Raw genomic sequence first — 19,815 nt, 5'->3', positions numbered from 1 at the left:
TTGTACCCTGCTCAAGAGTAAAAGTATGGCAAAAGCTGGCTTGTTTATCTATGGTTTTTTTGACAGTTCAATAGAGCGAATGTGCCGTCTTGATAAGATTGCTACCGTTAGAAAGGTAATGAATTTGTCATTATGAAATAAGTTGATAAGTGGTTATTTTCACCTCATTTGAGACAAACAGAGTTGCAAATTGGGGTTGGGCTTGCGAGGATGTGCCGCAAGACTGGATATAATTTTTATTTATAAGCCCGAAAGTTTTCAGTGGGCCAACGGTATTTTAAAAGAATGAGTAAATCACTGGTTATTGTGGAATCGCCAGCCAAAGCGAAGACCATCAATAAGTATCTTGGCAATCAGTACGTTGTTAAATCAAGCGTAGGGCATGTCCGCGACTTACCTAAAAGTGGAGGCTCGTCAGCAGGTAAAAAAAAGGCTGATCCGATTTCGACAAAAGGTTTAAGTGCTGAAGAAAAAGCCCAGATCAAAAAACAACGTGAAAAAAATGCGTTGGTGTCTCGGATGGGGATCGATCCTGAGCATGAATGGCAGGCAAACTACCAGATTGTGCCGGGCAAAGAAAAAGTTGTGAATGAGCTGAAACAACTAGCCGCTAAAGCCGATACTATTTATCTAGCAACCGACTTGGACCGCGAAGGGGAAGCGATTGCTTGGCATTTGCGAGAAATTATTGGCGGTGATGAATCTCGTTTTAAACGGGTAGTGTTTAACGAGATCACAAAAACAGCAATTCAACAAGCCTTCTCCAAACCGGGTGAATTAAATATCGCTCGTGTGAATGCCCAACAAGCCCGACGATTCCTCGACCGAGTCGTAGGGTATATGGTTTCGCCGCTATTATGGAAAAAAATTGCCCGCGGGTTATCTGCCGGACGAGTCCAATCGGTGGCAGTGCGACTAGTCGTTGAGCGGGAACGTGAAATTAAAGCATTTGTTCCTCAAGAGTATTGGAATATTTTCACCGATCTGCTGACTGAGAAAAAAGATGCGCTGCGTATGCAGGTAGCTAAGTTTCAGGGCAAAACATTTGAAGCGCATAGCAAAGCTGAAGCTGATGTGGCTCTTGAGGCGCTTAAAAGCGCTAAATATGAGCTGACCAAGCGCGAAGACAAACCGACTCAAACGAAACCCCGAGCACCTTTTATCACCTCTACATTGCAGCAGGGGGCGAGTGTTCGCTTAGGTTATGGGGTGAAACGAACCATGATGTTGGCTCAGCGGCTATATGAAGCCGGCTACATCACTTATATGCGTACTGACTCAACCAATTTGAGCCAAGATGCACTACATGCTGTTCGTGAATTTATCGACTCTGAGTATGGTCAACAGTATTTGCCGGGGAAACCGAATATTTATTCTAGCCAAGCCGGTGCCCAGGAAGCGCATGAAGCGATTCGTCCTAGTAACGTTGCTATTAAATCAGGCGATTTAAAAGATGTTGATAATGATGCTAAAAAACTTTATGAATTAATTTGGCGTCAGTTTGTGGCATGTCAGATGACACCTGCGCAATATGATTCAACGACATTGACCGTCCAGGCCGGAGACTACGAGCTTAAAGCACGAGGTCGTATCTTACGTTTTGCGGGTTGGACTAAAGTGATGCCAGCTGTCAGCGCTAAAAAAGACGAAGAGCAAGCACTGCCAGCCGTACAACAAGGTGACAAGCTTAATCTCAAAGCGATTGACCCACAGCAATTGTTTACCAAACCGCCGGCACGTTATAACGAAGCTTCTTTGGTAAAAGAACTCGAAAAACGTGGCATTGGTCGTCCTTCAACATATGCTTCGATTATTTCGACGATCCAAGATCGCGGCTATGTTCATGTCGAGAAGCGGCGTTTTTACGCTGAGAAAATGGGAGAAATTGTTACTGATCGACTTTGTGAGAATTTTCCGAATCTACTCAGCTATGACTTTACTGCCAATATGGAAGCAGAGCTAGATGAAGTGGCTGATGGTCATCGCGACTGGCGACAGACGCTCGATCAATTTTACGATGATTTTACCCATAAACTTCATCATGCTGAAGATGAAGCCGATGGGATGCGGGCTAATGTTCCAGTCTTAACCGATATCGATTGCCCCCAATGTGGTCGTAAGATGGGAATTCGTACCGCCAGTACAGGGGTGTTCTTAGGTTGTAGTGGTTATGCTTTACCACCGAAAGAGCGGTGTAAATGTACCATTAACTTAATCCCTGGCGAGGAAGTTGAGTCTGCAGACGAAGAGCAGATGGAAACTGAGGCCTTAATGGCCAAAAAACGGTGTCCGAAATGTGGCACTGCTATGGATAGTTATCTGATTGATGAGCATCGCCAGTTACATGTTTGTGGGAATAACCCCGACTGTGATGGCTATGTGATTGAAGAGGGGAATTTTAAACTCAAAGGGTATGATGGTCCGGTTGTCGAATGTGACAAATGTGGCCATGATATGCAGCTTAAAACCGGACGTTTCGGTAAATATATGGCTTGCACTAATCCTGAGTGTAAAAATACGCGCAAGATCTTAAAAAACGGTGAAGTGGCTCCTCCTCGCGAAGATCCGGTTCATTTGCCTGAACTGAAGTGTTCACAAAGTGATGCATATTTTGTGTTACGTGATGGTGCTTCAGGAATTTTCTTGGCAGCCAATACATTCCCTAAATCACGAGAAACGAGAGCGCCTCAAGTGGCAGAGTTGGTGCAGTTTAAAGACCGTATTTCACCGAAGTTCCACTATTTAACTCAAGCGCCGACTCATGACCCAGATGGTAATCCAACTGTTGTTCGTTATAGCCGTAAGAATAAAGAACAATACGTAATGACTGAAGTTGAAAAGAAAGCAACCGGATGGGCCGCTTATTATCGTGATGGTCGTTGGGAAGTGAGTGATAAACGTAAAAAGAAAAAATAACGTGAGTTGACATTTTTCTTGTCTGAGCTAAAAACCGCAAACTCATGTTTGCGGTTTTTTTATATCTTTAAAAGACATCTTTTGATTCTGAGATTAATAAGAAAAAATGACGTAAGATTAACATGTTAGTGCAATAAAACTTGCACTATTAGTAATTATCGATCTTAATTACAGTACATGCTGATTTAGTGCTCAACAAAAGGACATGGTAATGAGCCAAGATAATCTACCTATTGAACATCTCTATTTTACGGAGAATGACTTAGAGCAGATCTTAGAAAATCTTGATGTGGTTCGCCAGCAAATTTCACCTAAGATTTCTGAAGATGCGGTAATCAATGAGCAAAGCTTTCCATCAGTCTGCCTGATTGGGTTAGGCCGTTGTGGTTCTAACATTGCCTTGGATGTTGCTACCCTCGTTTTTAATGCTAGAACAAGCTACCTTAGCGAATTGGAATATCAACAACAAAAAGCACATGAACGAGAAATGGAGCCAATGCGCTGGATCCGTCGCCATCTGCCCCTTGATGATAAGAGTCGTACTCAACCTGTTTTTCTCATTGAACCTATTGTGATGCTGGGGGACTTAGATAAGGATATTGAAGGTCGCATTCGGTTTTCTAACCAAAAAGGTCGAGCACGTTTTTTAAACGAATATCGCAAATTGCAGATTATGGATCTCTCCGAGGTTCACGCCGGTGGGGCAGGGAATGCACCGATTCTTGGCCAATATTTGGCTAAAATTATTCTCAACAAAGATACCGCTAGTTTTCGTAATGACAGTTGGCGGCATATGCATTCTTATCTGGTTGATTCGTGTGGTATTAAAGCGAATCAGTCGCGGTTGTATTTTTATATTTTCAGTGCTGGTGGCGGAACTGGTTCGGGGATGGCTTCAGAGTTTGGCCTGGCGCAGCAATTTTCATACTTAAGTAAGACCTTCGATTACAAAGTAGTGCAAAATCAGCAGGTTGATAAACGACATAGTTTTGTGTTTGAACCTATTTTCACCTCTGGTATCTGTATTTTACCCAATATCTCTGGACATAATTTGGATATTTCTGAAGCCTTACATATCAATGCTGGGCGACTGTTGACCAAATATATATCCGAGGAGTGGAATTTTTCTTATAACGAAGAACGTGAAGAAGATGAAGTGCCCGCAGATGTGATGAAGCGGATCCGGCCTTGGAATGCCATGATGTTAATTTCGAATGACATTATGCGTTATGCTGAGCAAGAGAATGGCAAGAATTCTCAAGACATCGATGTGAATACCATGGAGAAATATGCGAATCAGTATATTTCTCAACAAATCTTCAATATCCTCACTGCTCAGGCGGTGACCACTGATTATGACGAGGATTATTTTCGTCGTGCTGGGATAGATATTGCTGAAACTATTCGTCTTGATGCTAACGATCTATTTATGAGTTTGGCAGGCCCCGTCGCTGTTGCGTATGCCGAAAGTGTGGTTTCTGATAATGTTCATCAAGAGTCGGTGAATATTGATGATCTGTTCTGTCGCTCAATTGATTTACCACATTTCAATGATGATACCTCTGCAATTGAAGGGATCAGTATTTTACCGATCGAGTCAGAACATTATCGCGAAAGCATTCAGCGTTACCGTGCGAGTGGGTTTGACCCAAGTGAGTTGAATCAGCTGCATTTTTATAAAAACTGCTCTTCTATTGTGTCAATTATCTCGCTGCCCCGAGATTACAAACTGTCGTTTACCTCATTGAATCAGCTCAAAGTTCATTTGAATCGCTTGTGTCCCAATACGACACTGAAGCGTTATGCACTCGTTATTGGTGCGTCAGCAAACCTGTCATTAACAACCTTAGTTGCCAAGAGTCCTTGCTTGAGTGATGATTTCTTAACCTTGATGGTTGCTTATATGAAACGTTGCTTTGCCAAAGATGAGTATCGTTTTAGTGATGATATCGACAAAACAATTATTGATTTGATCCGCTCTGATGAGTTTGATGACTCATTGATTGAGCAGTATTTTAGTCAATATGAAAATCCGGCTAAAATTTTGGATACAAACTGGTACGCGATTAAGCCAATGTATGAGAAAAAATATCGCGAGTTGATTGAAGATCAGCAACGGTTTGTCTCAATTAATGATATTCGATTAGATATCGATAATGTGAAGAACGCAATACGTTATCTTCGAGAAATTTATCGCCACCGTATTAGTAAAACTAACATTCTTACTCTTAACGACAACGTCAAATAGCCGTTAAGCTGATGGCACAATCTGTGCCATCAGATTCCATGCTTTTCTTGAGTCTTCATCTCTGAATCGGACTATTCTCTGTGGTTAATAACTTATGGTGGTTTGTTATTTTGTGAAATTTACTATCATTTCAATGGTGAGATTTTGCTCTGTATGGCGAAGCAATGCACTATTTTGATCACAGTAATGTAAGATTCTTACTTTGAGATTAAAGTGTTGATGTGAAGCATTAAATTTTAGATGGATTTGTGGCAGAATAACGCCCATAAAGTTTGGGGTAACCCGGCATCTGATGTTAAAAGAGCTTTATGTTATCAATGATGCAGAATGAGTCATCTTGGCTTGAGAGCCATCAGATGTAGTTTTTTTTCAAAATTTCCAACAGGATTGAATTGAGAGGAATCCAATGGTTAAAAAAATTGGGGTACTAACCAGCGGTGGCGATGCACCCGGTATGAATGCCGCCATTCGCGCAGTGGTCCGCACTGGTCTTTCTCATGACCTAGAGATTTATGGCGTATATGATGGTTATATGGGGTTGCACGAGGACCGAATTGAAAAAATGAAACGCTATAGCGTTTCTGATGTTGTTAATCGCGGTGGAACCTTTTTAGGATCGGCCCGTTTCCCTGAGTTTAAAGAAGAGAAAGTTCGGGAAGAAGCGGTCGAGAATATGAAAAAACATGGTATCGATGCCTTGGTTGTGGTCGGCGGCGATGGCTCATATATGGGAGCTAAAAAGCTCACTGAAATGGGATTTCCATGTATTGGTATTCCCGGCACTATCGATAACGATATCGCTGGAACGGATTATACTATCGGCTTTGATACAGCTTTAAATACAGCAATTGAAGCAATTGACCGGATCCGTGATACCTCATCATCTCATAACCGTATTTCTATCGTTGAAATCATGGGCCGTTATTGCGGTGATTTAGCCCTTCAAGCCGCAATTGCGGGTGGCGCGGAGTACGTAATTATCCCTGAAGTTGGCTTTAATCGAGCTGATTTACTTAAAAGTTTGAACGAAGGGAAATTAAAAGGTAAAAAACACGCTATTATCGTGATTACTGAACATATCACGAATGTCAACGAGCTGGCTGCTGGGATTGAAATGGCAACGGAGCGCGAAACTCGTGCAACCGTCCTGGGCCATATTCAGCGTGGTGGTGCACCAACTGCGCGTGACCGTGTTCTAGCTAGTTGGATGGGAGGCTATGCCGTTGAATTGTTGCTAGAAGGCAAGGGTGGGCGTTGTATTGGTATCCAGAATAACCAACTGGTTCACCACGATATTATCGAATGTATTGAAACTATGCGTCGTCCATTTGCTCAAGATCTTTATACTCTCCAGCAAAGATTGTTTTAGTTCATTATCGTTCAATTGCTCATTGGGTTGTCTAGTGAGCAAATGTTCCACAACAGGTTGCCTATTCGTTTGAAAAGTATGCAACCTGTCATGGCTAAGCCAATATCAGCTTGCAATCTATGGAGTGACTGATATTATCTTGCCTCGTTTAGCATCAATGTTAAACATCTTCTATGGTGGTTCTGCGGGTTCTCCCGCATCGATACTCTGTGGACTCGGTCAGGCCTGGAAGGGAGCAGCCGCAGCAGACGACTCGAGTGCCGGGGTGTTGCTCGTAGGACCGCCACCTCTTTTGTTGCTGAATCCAAAATCTGAACTATTGAATCATTACCCTATAGTGTTTTAACGTAAATACTTAGTTATGGGGTACGCCTCAGAATTTAAGATATATAACTAGCCGTAAATGGTCATATCTCTACTACATTGGTAGCAAAATGATTTTTCCATGTAAGTTCGTAGGCTTAGACTCGATTAGTTTGATAGCATCCTGAATTTGTTCCAATGGAATGGTCTAGCATCATCGAAAATTTTTCACGCCGAATCTCTTTACCAACAGCATTTTCCCAGTAACGTAAGAAAAATGTATTGAAGTTAATGTTTAGGTTCTTCGAATATTCAAAGAAGCGAGGCTCATAGAACTCTAGAGAAAGAGTTCCATATTTGATATACCGTCCATTATCGCCGATGGTATGAATCAGCTCAGTTCCTTCTTTGCCTCCAATAGCGTCGAATGCAATATTGGGGCTAGGCAAATCAAGTTGCTGTATTTGAGTGAGTAGGTCTACTTTTGCATCTATTACATGGTTTGTATCATATGGATAATTTTCAGGCTTCGATGTTACGACAATAAGAGTGAACCCTAGCGATGAAGATAGCTACGCAAAAATTTTACCTATTGCAGAACTTCCAGCGTTGATAATCAGTACATCTTCTTTCTTCAACTGAGCAATTTAGGTGGTTAAAACCCACGCTGTTAGCGCATTTATATACAACTGGCACGCATAGCCGTTGTCCAGATGAGGCGGAATGACGAAGAGGTTATCTGGTGAGACGTCTATATATTTCTGCCAAGTCTGCTAGTAGCCACGACAACACTTTGCCTTACGATAAATTCTGCATAGTTGGAGTTGATGATTTGCCCAACAGCTTCAAATCCGGGTACTCTGGGCATTGATGACAATGCCTGTATTGACCTACACTATGAATAGACAACAAGTCGCTTGGATTAATATTCGTTGCTTCGATTTTTACTCTGATTTTATCTTCATTCAAGCGAATCCAGATATACATGTTCAATCGTCAATGAATCTTTCGGTTGACCGAAACAGAGCTGGTGAATTCTTGTGTTTGCAGTGGTGTTAGACATTTTGTAGTTTTTGGTCGATAAATTCTTCAAGTATCATACGATGAGCTGGCATTTTTATCATAAATGTCCAGCTTTATGCTGACCCTTCTTTGCCCCAAAGTTTGCCATAACTGACGTATTTAACAACTATACAGTCTAGTCTTTGATAATACATTCAATATGAATCAAAATGTCTATCAAGATGGTGTATATTCGTATAAGTAAGTATTAGAAGGCCACAATGAATGAAAACAGTAATTGCATATTTACTAGTAACTTTAATCCTTTTAGCTACTGGGTTCATGGGGCTACAAACGTTTGGGTTACCAAATGAAATCAGTGGGATAGAACTTGCTTTAAAATGTGCGATGGTTTCAGCTCTAGGTGGAATACTATACTGCCTTCGAGCGGTATACTTAAACAAGTGCGTTCGCAATCAGTGGAGCTCAGAATGGGAAGTTTGGTACTACATTAGACCCATTACGAGCACCATATGTGGCTTAGTTGCTTTTCTTTTTTTGAAAGCTGGATTAGTTGTGCTTGACGCCACGCAAAATGGAAGCTCTGGAGACTTTGGCTACTTAGCATTTTCCTTTTTCGCTGGATTAAATGTTGATAAATTTATGGAGAAAGTTGAGAATATTGGTAAGTCATTGTTTGGTATAGAGAAATCTAGAAGTTCCAAAAAAAACACAACAGAAAACAAGGATGAATAATGGTTGCTAAAATTACATTTTTTCCAGTAGGAAATGGAGATATGACGCTAATCGAGACCGAATCCAATAAAAAGATTCTGATTGATTGTCGCATTAGAAAAGGAAATGATCTTCCTGACGTACTAACTATGCTTAGAGACAAACTTGATAGAGATTCTAACAAAAGATTATATATTGACCTCTTTGTTTGGAGTCATCCAGATGAAGATCACTGTCAAGGTATACAAGATCATTTTCATTTAGAAACTCCAGAAAATTGGAATGCTGAAAAAGACCTCATTTTCATTAACGAAATATGGTCAAGCCCACTAGTCTATCGAAGGGCCAGCAAGACACATAAGTTATGTGAAGCTGCTAAAGCTTTAAATAAAGAAGTTAAAAGACGAGTAAATAAATTTAAAGAAGATAAAGAAATGTCCTCTGGCAACTATGTTTACATTCTAGGGCAAGATGAAGGGGACAAAACAAAGGATATTTCTGAAATTGTTTTAGAACTCGATGCAACAATTACAAAAATAAACGGAAAACAAGTGAACGACTTCTCAGCTAAATTACTTAGTCCTACCCCCAAATCAGATTTAGATGAAAGTGAAGAAAAGCTTGGAAAAAATCATTCAAGTGTGATTTTTAATTATGAGATAAAGGGGGAAGAAGTAGTTGCCAATTTTCTAAGTGCTGGAGATGCTGAAGTCGTTTGTTGGGAAGCTCTGCTCGATAGACTAGATGCACAGAGCAATAGAAAAGCTTTGGAATATGACATACTACAAACGCCTCATCACTGTTCTTGGCATTCGCTCTCACATGATAGTCTATCAGAGAAAGGGGATAATGCTGAAGTATCAGATAAGGCAGTCGAAGCAATAGGGAATGCAAAGGATAAAGCTTTTATTATTTCTAGCAGCAATACGATTAAAGATGATCAGAATGATCCGCCTGCCTATAGAGCTAAAAATGAATACGAAAATATCCTTGATAATGTTTCAGGTAGCTTCAAATGTGTAGATGACCATAAGAAATCCGGTAAAAATATACCATTAGTAATTGAAATAAATGGAAATGGCTTGAAGCTTATCCCTGCTACATCATTCACTCAAAACAACAACGCCCCAGATAATGCGGTAAACAGAAATGGTGGAAAAGGATATGCCTAAGGCTACAAATGCCTTGTTTGATAGTGTCGAGAGTTTTCTAGCTCCTTTTGGAGCTAGAAAACTCTCGACACTCGAACTAAATTCTTACAAAGTTCGAAAGTATATTGCCGGCTGGGAAATCGATACTCAGTTAGAATACTACGGGCAATCTGTTTTAATAAGGTTTCTTTTTGAAAACCTACCTAACCAATCCCCACCCTCAGTAGTATTATCAGAACCAAAGCTCAAGCCTCTAAGTTTCCCTCATCTCGAGTCAGATGGAGAACTATGTGTGCTACCTTCTCGTTATATTCTTGACCTTAATAATTTTGAATATATAACTTGGCTTTTATACACTGTAGTTGAACTTTTAGATAATGCATTAAAGGGTAAAATCAACAAACATTTTGAAGATGAATTTCTAAGTTATTGGTACTATCATAGTCAATTAAACTCAAATGATATCTCACTGTTAAGCCCTAATAATGTACTTTCAAGATTAATATATAGTTATCGTTTTTCTAATGATGAATATGTTTTTGGTGATACAAGAGAGCAAATTGTTAAATGGCTAGATAATCAAAATAAATTGCCAAAAAGTGAAAATAATAAGGATATAAAATTAAGAAAAAGAGTAATTTCCAGAATAGGTAATTCAGCAATTATATTCTGTAAAAATGCTATTCACCCAAAAGACTATCCCAAAACAGTCAAAGATCTAAATGATATCATGATCAAAGAATTTGAAGACGAGTCAAATAAAGTCATGGCATTAATCGCAGAAACACTATCAAATAAATCAATATCAAGCCCTGAAATATTACTATCATTTACAACCGATGAAGGACAAGCTCTAGTTGGCCTTAGATTTGATAAAAACCTATTTAGCCGTAATGGGAGAAAGTCTCCAATTGATGGGTTTAGAGATCGAATACCATTAAAAGTTATCTTAGAACGAACTCGAAACATGACTGTTCGTGGTAGGCTAATTAAACGTACAGATCCATCTTGGGTTGTAGGTAGAGACAGAAATGCAGATAGAGACTCAATTGCCTCACATACTGTTGCGATTATTGGATGTGGTTCTATTGGCTCCAGTGTGGCTCGTCTATTAGTAAAATCTGGCGTGTGTAATTTAATATTGATTGACGGAGAATCTCTTCAATCAGAGAACTTTAGTCGCCATGAATTAGGTTTTAATTATCACAATATAAATAAAGCGTTAGCTCTAAAAGACAAACTATGTAAAGAATTTCCATACGTAAATATTAAAGCAATTAATGAAAAGTTTAGCTATTGTGATAAATTTCGAAACCATCTGGATAACGCAGATTTAATATTTAGCGCAACTGGAAATTGGTACTCAGATCAGCAACTTTTAAAACTTCAATCTGAAGAGTTTTATCCAATAGTATTCTCATTTGTAGAAGCTCACGCGATGGCTGGTCATGTAATAGTAAACCCACCTCGATCAGACGCATTCAATCGGCTACATCATTGCTGTGGTCACCAAGTAGGCATAATGAAAAATACAGCTACTTGTTGGCCAAGCGGAACTATCATTAAAATTCCCGCTTGTGCCGGTGAATTCCAACCGTACGGTGCTATAGAGATTGGCCATGTTCACTCTATCGCAGCAAAAAAAATCATATCTATTCTCATGAGTAATGACGAAGATATCTTAAATCTAAAAGCTAGCCACTCAATTTGGTTTGGTGACACTGATGACTTATTGAAGCTAGGTGGTAAATGGAACAATTGTTGGGAGCAGTATGGCTTTCACATCGATTTAGGTTCAAAGATTCTGGATCTCTGTTATCTGGGTAACAGTTGGCAGATTAGGGGGAAAAATGTGTAATTTTGAAGACAAGGAAACTGGGATAATAATCCGGATAGAAGAGCAAGCACTAGATATATTATTAGCCAATCGACAAATAAAAAACGGTTTCGAATCTGGCGGCTTACTATTCTCACCACTCACGTCAGAAAATATTGTATATATCACTCATGTTTCTGCACCAAGTAAATTAGATTTAAGACGTCAGTTATTTTTTAAGCATGATAAGTCTTCTGCGCAAAAGACAATATCTCATTGTTTTAAAAAAGGATTGCATTACATTGGTGACTGGCATTCTCATCCTCAAGATAAACCACAGCCGTCCCCACAAGATGTTCAAAGTATAAAAGATATTTTCTTAAAATCTAAACACAATTTGAACTTCATGCTTCACATCATAGTGGGAATAGATGAAGACTCTAATAAATTCTATGTTTGCCTTACGAATGGAACTAAAATCCATCAATGTATTCCACGAAACTAAAGTGATTAACTCATTTTTTGCGAAGAGCTCCTTCATGGCCTTATTTTCCAAACTTACTTCAGCAAATAATTGTTTGAGTTTGGTATTTTCATCTTCTAACTCTTTCATTCGTCGCAGTTCTGATGCGTCCATTCCGCCGTATTTTGATTTCCATTTATAATAGGTGGCCGAACTCATGCCATGTTTGCGACAAATGTCTTCCACTTTCATCCCCGCATCCGCTTCTTTGAGGATATTGACGATCTGAGTTTCAGTAAATCGAGATTGTTTCATGGTTCTCTCCTACATCTATTAATGTAGAAAACTCCATTTAAATTTGTCTCAGTTTAGGGAAAGTGGACACTAGTAAATCCTCTAAGTAATGTAATCTTAGTAGTTAAACCAGAAAGCTCGCTTTATGGGGTGGGGGAGAATATAACCGACTAAATTTTAATGGGGGAGTTGGTTAATGCTATGAGTAAAGCAACATCTTTTCATGTTATTCGTAATAAATACCGAATTAGTAATTAGACTGAAATCACTTAATATGGAATCAGGCGCATCTATAAATAGTACTCGCACCTGATAAAATCATTCCATTTACTTATAGTAAATTCCAATAATATATAATGTCACGATTTTGGTGACAGGAAGTACAACTACAACCACAGCTGCTTTGTAACTCCTCACGCTTAATCTGATTTTTTTCCACAAAGATCTGCATCATGGCATCAATTTGCTCCCCATCCACTTTAAAATGAGTCTTTAAATCATTTAATGAAGTTTTTTGATGTTCTTTCACAAATTTTCTTAGCTCGAGTAGGCTCATAAAATTTACCCTCTACAACTCATTGCTACCAAGTTACAGCCATTGTTTAGGCTGTAACTCAGATTTGATATGCGCTTAAGCATGCTGTGCTTGATTCATTGATATTGTCTTATACGAGCGAGTAATCCAGGCTAGGAATGCGCCTAAAATAATAATGACTAACCCAATTGAACTGACTGAATATCCAGGATGTTGGGTAAACGTTCCAAGCTGGTAGACAACGACCGCTAATCCGTAACCTAGTCCGGTTGTCCAGCAGGCTGCAAATATTGTCCAGCGAGTACCAACTTCACGCCAAATTGCTGCAATAGCTGCCACACATGGAATATATAATAGAACCATCAATAGATAGGCATAAGCACCGAGTGTTCCGCTAAATAGCTGGCTGAGCATATCTATCGTGGACACATCGACCTCTTCATTTTGTGCAGCCGCTGATTTATCTGATAAATCGCCAACTTGGATCCCTAGCGGGTCGAGTAACGAAGCTCCTAGTTCCGATAGATTGGCAGGGATACTTGCAAAGGCATCTTTTACGCCATCCATTACCGCAGGTGCTTGTGCTGGCTCATCAGTCGTATTGGTAGCGGCATTTTGCTGATCCGCTAGTGAAGAGTAAAGCGAGTTTAATGTTCCAACGACGGCTTCTTTAGCGAATATTCCTGTAAACATCCCAACCGCAGCAGGCCAGTTATCTTGTTGCATACCCATTGGGTGGAACACCGGCGTAATAGTTTGGCCTATTTTCGATAATACTGAACTTTGTGAGTCTTCATGACCAAAACTACCATCGGTACCAATTGAGTTTAAAAAACTCAATACAGTGACAATGATGACAATCAATTTACCAGCTCTGAGCATGAAGTTTTTTAGACGTTCCCAAGTGCGGATCAACACACCTGTTAAGGTTGGAATGTGATAAGGCGGTAATTCCATAACAAAAGATGAAATAGCTCCTTTTAAGGCCGTTCTACGCAGTAAAAAGCCAGTCAATACGGCGGCGAAGATCCCAATAATATATAAGCTAAATACCAAGTTCTGACCATTATGGGGGAAAAAGGCTGTAGCAAAGAGGACATAGACGGGCAGGCGAGCACCACATGACATAAATGGCGCCATCATCACTGTGACAATGCGATCTAGTTTATTCTCCATCGTTCGGGTTGCCATTACCGCTGGAACATTACAGCCAAACCCGACAATCAACGGAACAAACGCTTTCCCGGGGAGACCAATAGCGCGCATAAAGCGGTCCATGACGAAAGCAGCCCGAGCCATATATCCTGAATCTTCCAAAAAGGATAAAAACAGATATAAACACCCAATGACTGGAATAAAAGTAGAAACGGTCTGGATCCCGCCGCCTATTCCATTAGCGACAATGACCACGAGCCACTGGGGGAATCCAATGACTGTTAATAAATGACCAAGCCCATCAACGAGTACAGAGCCAAACAGAATGTCGAAAAAATCGATAAAAGCACTGCCTATGTTAATCGTAAATAAGAACATGCAATACATAATGGCAAGGAAAATGGGGATTCCCCATAATCGATTTAATACGACTTTATCGATTTTATCTGTCGCTGTTTGTGAAACTTCGCCGCGGCGGTCAATAACACTTTGTACAACCTCTGAAATGGTCTGATATCGAGCATCGGCCATATAAATATCGAGCTCGTCGTCAAATTGTTTTGCAATTGCGCTGCGTTGTGTATTAAGCGAATCACTGGCTTGGTTCGATATCGTCTCTGATATGGCTGAGAATTCAAGATACTGGACCGCATGCCAGTGGGCATTAGTGATGTTTTCACCCTCTAAAATTTTCTCAATTTCTTTTAAGCTGTGAGTAACGGGTTCTGGGTAGGCAACCTCAGCGGTGGGAATTTGGGGGTGTTTTAGCATTTTAGAACAATCCCCAAGCAGCTCTTTGATTCCTTTATTACGTGTTGCACTGAGTCCTAGCACAGGACAGCCTAAATTTTTTGATAATTGGTCAAGATCTAAAATAAGTCGCCGTTTTTTAGCAATATCCATCATATTGACGATTACAATTAACGGTACTTTCATCTCGATTAACTGTAAGGTCAGATAGAGATTCCGTTCCATGTTTGCGGCATCGATAATATTTAAAACTAATTGCGGCTCACCAGACAAGATGTAATCTCTGGCAACGCGTTCATCTTCTGATGATGAGTCATTCGGTGATAATGAGTAAATGCCCGGCAAATCCACGAGTGTCGCTGGTTTACCGTCTATTTTGACTGTCCCTACTTTTTTGTCTACAGTGACGCCTGGCCAATTTCCTACTGTTTGACGCCCCCCAGTTAGGCGGTTAAATAATGTTGTTTTCCCACAGTTTGGGTTGCCTACAACACATAATGTTAACTCATTCGACATAATTCAGTTCCCTCTGATTAATCATGTACTTCTACAGAAATCACAGCTGCTTCGGCTTTACGAAGACTAATTGCACAACCTCTCACCTTAATTTCAATGGGATCCCCCAAAGGGGCTATCCGAGTGACTCTAAATAAGGTGCCGGGGGTTAAACCTAATGCTAAGAGATGCTTGCGATATTGAGCAGATCCCTGCGCATAGCCTTTGATAACACCTGTTAATCCTTTGGATATATCTCCTAAATTTGCCATTGCTATTCCTTTACTTTAACGAGTTGAGCGCAGGACCATAATTGAACCTGCTAACTCGTAATTTATTGCGACTCGTGCATCTCCAATGGCCACAAGAAGTGGCTCTAAATCATTTAATTGCATGATTTTTAAAGAACTTCCCAATCGAATATTCATCTGCTTTAAGCGGTTTGATAATTGGGTGTCGAGTGAGGTGATTCGAACGACCCTGACAGGCTCACCGACAGAAACTTGATTAAGAGGCTGAATGTTCATTTCTATAAAATACAAATACAATTGATAGTGATTATCATTAATGTTATTTTTTTTATAATTTTGGTGAATTGATATTAATCAAGCAAAACGAAGATAGTTTGACTATGCGGTTATAAAAATAATAATTATTATTACTAATTGATTAGTGCTGTGATGGTTTATTGACTCTATGACGGAATTTTGTCAAAGATGAAATATCCATGCTGTCTCCATCAATTCACCTCCACTGACATCGCGGTTTGTATACATGTAGGTTATTAATGACATGGCCGCTATCCGCGACAATGTATGAAGGCGGTGTAGCGCTTTTTATATTGCGGTGAATGGTACCGAGGTGATTGTTACTTCGATATTATTTAGAAAGATACAAGTGAGCGAAATTCGATAAAAAGCATTGTAAAGAGGGAGTCCTTTGTTCGCCAGACGGGTAACTTGCTTGCTAGAGCTTATTCACTGAATTTGTCCCAGAGGTTCCCTAAATCTATACAAACAATGCAGTAGCGAAAGCATGGCCGATAAAATATCTCTTCTGGTTTAATTGCCCTATATAGTGCTCTTTTTAAAGATGGACTGTGTAGATGATGGCGGCAAATTTTGCCGAATATCTTTTAAAGAAGAGATAATGAGTCATATAAGTAGCTCCAACCCCCAAAATCCTGTGCAAATACACAGTATTTTCTTCGTAGATAGAAAATAGAGTACATTTTGTAGCCATTTATGCACATTTTGTTGTTTAATGGACCCTAAAATCACGATACATCAGCAGTCCCTAGGTAAAGTGCGCTGGTAGTTTTTTGAGCGTGTACAATATACTAATGCCAACTTCAAGAAGGATAACATCGGATGGTCATTGAGTCTTGGTTTGCTTTCGTTGCCGCGTCGGCGGTTTTACTAGTGATTCCTGGTCCGACAATTTTAACTGTCATAAGCTATTCAGCTACTCACGGTCGTCGTGCCAGTATTCCTTTGGTATCCGCTGTTGCGCTGGGTGATTCCACCGCATTGTTTGCTTCGCTTGTTGGCTTGGGGACGTTACTCGCAGTATCTGCTTTTTGGTTTACTGTGGTAAAAGTAGTGGGCGGCTTATACCTGCTCTATCTTGGCATTAAGTTGTTTCGGGCCGGCTTATCTCCTACCGACATGGTGGTGCCAGTGTCCGATTCGTCGCGTTTGAAGTTGTTTGCCAACACCTATTTGGTTACTGCGCTTAATCCTAAAGGCATCGTTTTCTTCGTGGCTTTTCTGCCTCAATTTATTACACCGAGTGCAAACGGGGTATTCCAAATGTGGTTATTTGCTGTCACTTTTGTTGTTTTAGCGATTATCAATGCGACGCTTTACACGGTTTTCGCATCCTTTGCGCGTCGGCTGCTCGCGTTGCCCAAGGCACAACGCAGGTTTCATTTTGCTGGTGGGTCTCTACTTTTAGTCGCAGGAATTTGGGCGTTGCTGGCCAAACGTCCAGCGGCTTAAAGCTAACTATTGCTTGACGCATGCTGGTGTTTTGAAGTGACGCGAAGCCTAGTTGTTAGGCCTCTGAATTGAAAGCTCTGATTACATGGGAAATTATACTGCATCTTTCTGGAGGGGGTTTTCTGCACATCGTTATCTCCCTTATGAGCTTTGCATTGGCTGTGTTTTATACTCGGTTTAGCTCATCAAATTGGGACATCCTAGGCAGTGAAAGTGATTGCAGTTCTTTTGTCGCTGCTACGTTCTCAGGTATTCGTCTATAAGCTTTCTCAGTGGTCTGCAGCCAAGTGCAATCCTTTGACGCTGAAGGATCTGTCGGCAAAGAGTGGTCAAAAGTCTCGCCAAGCAAGCCCCATTGTACACAACCTACCGCAGCATATAGTTCAACATGACATACTCACCAGATCATTTTTATCGAAGATCGCGACTACGTTTACTACCTAAATAAGTTAAAGAAGTAGGCGGTTCTGGATTTAGACGTCTATAGTTACTGATTGATGACAAACTCCATGCACTTGGTTGCTGATCCGGTTTAACACATTGGTGATAGGCTGTTGCGAGCAACAAGTTAACGTGAGGGGATAAGGCGGTGTGCTGGAATAGTGTTCGAGTTGAGATGTAGCAAAAGGGGAGGAATAAGCTTGTTGCGGTCTCTGGGGCAATTCAGCTAATTATTACCAGTTAACATAGTAAATGTATTCTAGTATTAAAGTTATCATGATTGTGGAATTATGCGATAGAGGGAAAGGCATGAAAAAGTATTACCGTCTGGCACTAATTATCAACACTGTATCTATAGTAGTTGCCTTACTATTCGCGATAGAAAATGCAAACCTACTGATTTTGGTTGTTACGACGGCAGTGGGGTTAGGTTGTCTGATAAAAATGGAACGCTTAGCAAGAGAACAATTCAACTTTTATGAACAGATCCTTGATGTTATCCCAAATCCACTCTCTGTTACTGACATGGATATGAAGTGGACGTTTGTCAATCGAGCTGCCACCGATCCACTGGGAGTCAAACGAGAGAGCGTACTTGGGCAGCACTGCTCCAATTGGGGAGCAAATATCTGTAACACCGAAGATTGTGGTGTGAACTGCTTAAGAAATGGCAAACAGGTCACCTCCTTTCATCAATGGGGGAAAGATTTTCGTGTAGACACTTTTTACATCAACGGATTAGATGGCAAAAAGATAGGACATGTTGAATATGTACAGGAAGTCTCAGAAAAAGTTGCGCTAAAAGCGGTTTACAAAGACGTAGATGATATCAGTGAAAGCCTCACCGCTGGAGCAAATGACCTTACGGTTGCCAGTCATGCGTTGACAGAAGGGTCAACTCAACAAGCGACCTCTATAAGCCAAATCGGGAACTCGATTAATGAAATTCTTTCCCAGGCCAATGACAATGCCGAACGTGCATCTGCGGCTAGTGCTGTCTCGTCTGAAGCTCAGCAAGCTGCAACCATGGCTGCCAATGAAATAAGAGAACTTGAGCAAGCGATGCAGGAAATTAATCTCTCAAGCGAAGCAATTAGTGACATTATTAATGTCATTGACGATATCGCCTCTCAGACTAATTTATTGGCTCTTAATGCTTCTATCGAGGCTGCTAGGGCAGGTGAGATGGGGCGCGGGTTTGCCGTAGTAGCAGATGAAGTCAGAAAACTTGCAGAGCGTAGTACCACGGCCGCTAGTGAGTCGGCGCAGTATATTCGTTCATCTGTAGAAAATGTTGAAAAGGGGAATGCAATATCGCAAAAATGTGTGAGTGCATTGAGTGAGATTGTTAAGCACGTGGCCGCTATCTCCAACACGATTGGAGAAATAGATAGTGCATCGAAAAGTCAGGCGATGGGATTGAGTCAGGTCAATCAGGGAATATCAGATATTGATGGGGTGGTTCACTCAACGGCTGCGTCGGCGGAAGAGACTTCTATTTCTGCCACTGAGTTGAGAGAGCTTTCAATAAAACTCCAAGCACAGCTCGAAAATATGAGAAAAATTGACGGACTAATCGATGACGCAACCAAGAAAGATGTGAACCTTATTGAGGTTAAGAATGTGTCATAACATAAAGCAAGAGGTCTAATATACTCAGAGAATATATTGGACTTTCAGAGCTTAGGCGATTGGATCATAACAAGTGGCCGTTTCTGACGCATGCTTCGGTATGCGTCGTAAAGTCGAGTTTGATCTGCCTATTTGAGTTAATATTTTTTTCTACCAGAATAAACCGAATTGGTTATGATTCATCAAGTTCCAACTGATATATCGATTTGTAAGTAGTACACTCCTATATACTCAGATCATCACATTCCAGATTCAATATTTAGAGAATTTATACATGCTCATTCAATTGGGCTTTTCATCGTTATATTGAATATAGATATCATTAACACACTGTATACGTTAATCTTATACAGCTTTTAAGTCACAAAACATTAGAACTCATTTCGGTATTTCCATAGGTTAAGATGGTGGATACTTCTAGGGACTGTTGACCTTTTGTGATTAGTTTTGCAGAAATCTGAGAGGGATTTAGGCAAGGCAAACGTTGTGCCGTGTAGTTATTCTCCACAA

General features: G+C 40.4%; 13 protein-coding genes, 1 other RNA gene and 2 pseudogenes. 10 read left to right on the top strand and 6 right to left on the bottom strand.

Translation table 11 applies throughout. The annotated features are described in order from the left end of the window. Positions 1-285 precede the first annotated feature (285 nt). The 4 genes from topA (at position 286) to ffs (ending at position 6,813) form a co-directional block, all read left to right on the top strand. The gene (gene topA, locus EV690_RS00080) at positions 286-2,916 is read left to right on the top strand and encodes a type I DNA topoisomerase (protein WP_131910909.1); all 2,631 of its coding nucleotides are present in this window, start codon (positions 286-288) and stop codon (positions 2,914-2,916) included. Positions 2,917-3,127: 211 nt separating this feature from the next. Continuing rightward, complete coding sequence (locus tag EV690_RS00075; protein WP_131910908.1) at positions 3,128-5,164, top strand: hypothetical protein; 2,037 nt, start codon at positions 3,128-3,130, stop codon at positions 5,162-5,164. 406 nt (positions 5,165-5,570) lie between these two features. Next, positions 5,571-6,533 carry a 6-phosphofructokinase gene (gene pfkA, locus EV690_RS00070; protein ID WP_131910907.1) on the top strand — a complete coding sequence of 321 codons (963 nt, stop codon included), beginning with the start codon at positions 5,571-5,573 and terminating at the stop codon, positions 6,531-6,533. A gap of 183 nt (positions 6,534-6,716) precedes the next feature. Next, an RNA gene (gene ffs / locus EV690_RS00065) (signal recognition particle sRNA small type) lies at positions 6,717-6,813 on the top strand. Positions 6,814-6,951: 138 nt separating this feature from the next. On the opposite strand, the pseudogene EV690_RS00060 reads toward ffs, so the two are convergent. Next, positions 6,952-7,899: pseudogene (locus EV690_RS00060) on the bottom strand (alcohol dehydrogenase catalytic domain-containing protein). Positions 7,900-8,123: 224 nt separating this feature from the next. Between EV690_RS00060 and EV690_RS00055 the strand changes: the two are divergent. Genes EV690_RS00055 through EV690_RS18660 form a run of 4 tightly spaced genes read left to right on the top strand, consistent with a single transcriptional unit; the run spans position 8,124 to position 12,045 of the window. Then, complete coding sequence (locus tag EV690_RS00055; RefSeq protein ID WP_131910906.1) at positions 8,124-8,594, top strand: hypothetical protein; 471 nt, start codon at positions 8,124-8,126, stop codon at positions 8,592-8,594. Continuing rightward, a complete protein-coding gene (locus tag EV690_RS00050; RefSeq protein WP_131910905.1) occupies positions 8,594-9,745 on the top strand; it encodes a ComEC/Rec2 family competence protein in 1,152 nt (383 codons plus the stop codon). Before EV690_RS00055 ends, EV690_RS00050 begins: the two co-directional genes overlap by 1 nt. Next, positions 9,738-11,582 carry a ThiF family adenylyltransferase gene (locus tag EV690_RS00045; RefSeq protein ID WP_165872607.1) on the top strand — a complete coding sequence of 615 codons (1,845 nt, stop codon included), beginning with the start codon at positions 9,738-9,740 and terminating at the stop codon, positions 11,580-11,582. Before EV690_RS00050 ends, EV690_RS00045 begins: the two co-directional genes overlap by 8 nt. Next, a complete protein-coding gene (locus EV690_RS18660) occupies positions 11,575-12,045 on the top strand; it encodes a Mov34/MPN/PAD-1 family protein (RefSeq protein WP_131910903.1) in 471 nt (156 codons plus the stop codon). Before EV690_RS00045 ends, EV690_RS18660 begins: the two co-directional genes overlap by 8 nt. A gap of 6 nt (positions 12,046-12,051) precedes the next feature. Here the strand turns inward: EV690_RS18660 and EV690_RS00035 are convergent. The 5 genes and pseudogenes from EV690_RS00035 to EV690_RS00015 all read right to left on the bottom strand — a co-directional run. Further along, positions 12,052-12,318 (bottom strand): annotated as a pseudogene (locus EV690_RS00035) (transposase); the annotation flags it as partial. 310 nt (positions 12,319-12,628) lie between these two features. After that, positions 12,629-12,853, bottom strand: a complete 225-nt coding sequence (locus EV690_RS00030; protein ID WP_131910902.1) for a FeoC-like transcriptional regulator — start codon at positions 12,851-12,853, stop codon at positions 12,629-12,631. A gap of 75 nt (positions 12,854-12,928) precedes the next feature. Continuing rightward, positions 12,929-15,253 (bottom strand): Fe(2+) transporter permease subunit FeoB, encoded by a 2,325-nt coding sequence (gene feoB / locus EV690_RS00025; protein ID WP_131910901.1) that lies wholly within the window; start codon positions 15,251-15,253, stop codon positions 12,929-12,931. A 17-nt stretch (positions 15,254-15,270) separates the two neighbouring features. Beyond that, entirely contained in the window at positions 15,271-15,504 is a 234-nt protein-coding gene (locus EV690_RS00020) for a FeoA family protein (RefSeq protein WP_131910900.1), read from the bottom strand. Between the two features lie 15 nt (positions 15,505-15,519). Next, positions 15,520-15,759 carry a FeoA family protein gene (locus EV690_RS00015; protein WP_131910899.1) on the bottom strand — a complete coding sequence of 80 codons (240 nt, stop codon included), beginning with the start codon at positions 15,757-15,759 and terminating at the stop codon, positions 15,520-15,522. An 843-nt stretch (positions 15,760-16,602) separates the two neighbouring features. On the opposite strand from EV690_RS00015, the gene EV690_RS00010 reads away from it, so the two are divergent. Beyond that, positions 16,603-17,232: a LysE family translocator gene (locus EV690_RS00010; protein ID WP_131910898.1), complete on the top strand. Its 630-nt coding sequence runs from the start codon at positions 16,603-16,605 to the stop codon at positions 17,230-17,232. A 750-nt stretch (positions 17,233-17,982) separates the two neighbouring features. Further along, positions 17,983-19,305 (top strand): methyl-accepting chemotaxis protein, encoded by a 1,323-nt coding sequence (locus EV690_RS00005; protein WP_165872605.1) that lies wholly within the window; start codon positions 17,983-17,985, stop codon positions 19,303-19,305. Positions 19,306-19,815: the final 510 nt, after the last annotated feature.

The sequence above is a fragment of the Celerinatantimonas diazotrophica genome (genome assembly GCF_004339545.1).
GTDB classification, from domain to species: Bacteria; Pseudomonadota; Gammaproteobacteria; order Enterobacterales; family Celerinatantimonadaceae; genus Celerinatantimonas; species Celerinatantimonas diazotrophica.
The sequence above is the reverse complement of the archived record's forward strand: the minus strand, read 5'-3'. Positions and strand labels throughout refer to the sequence as shown.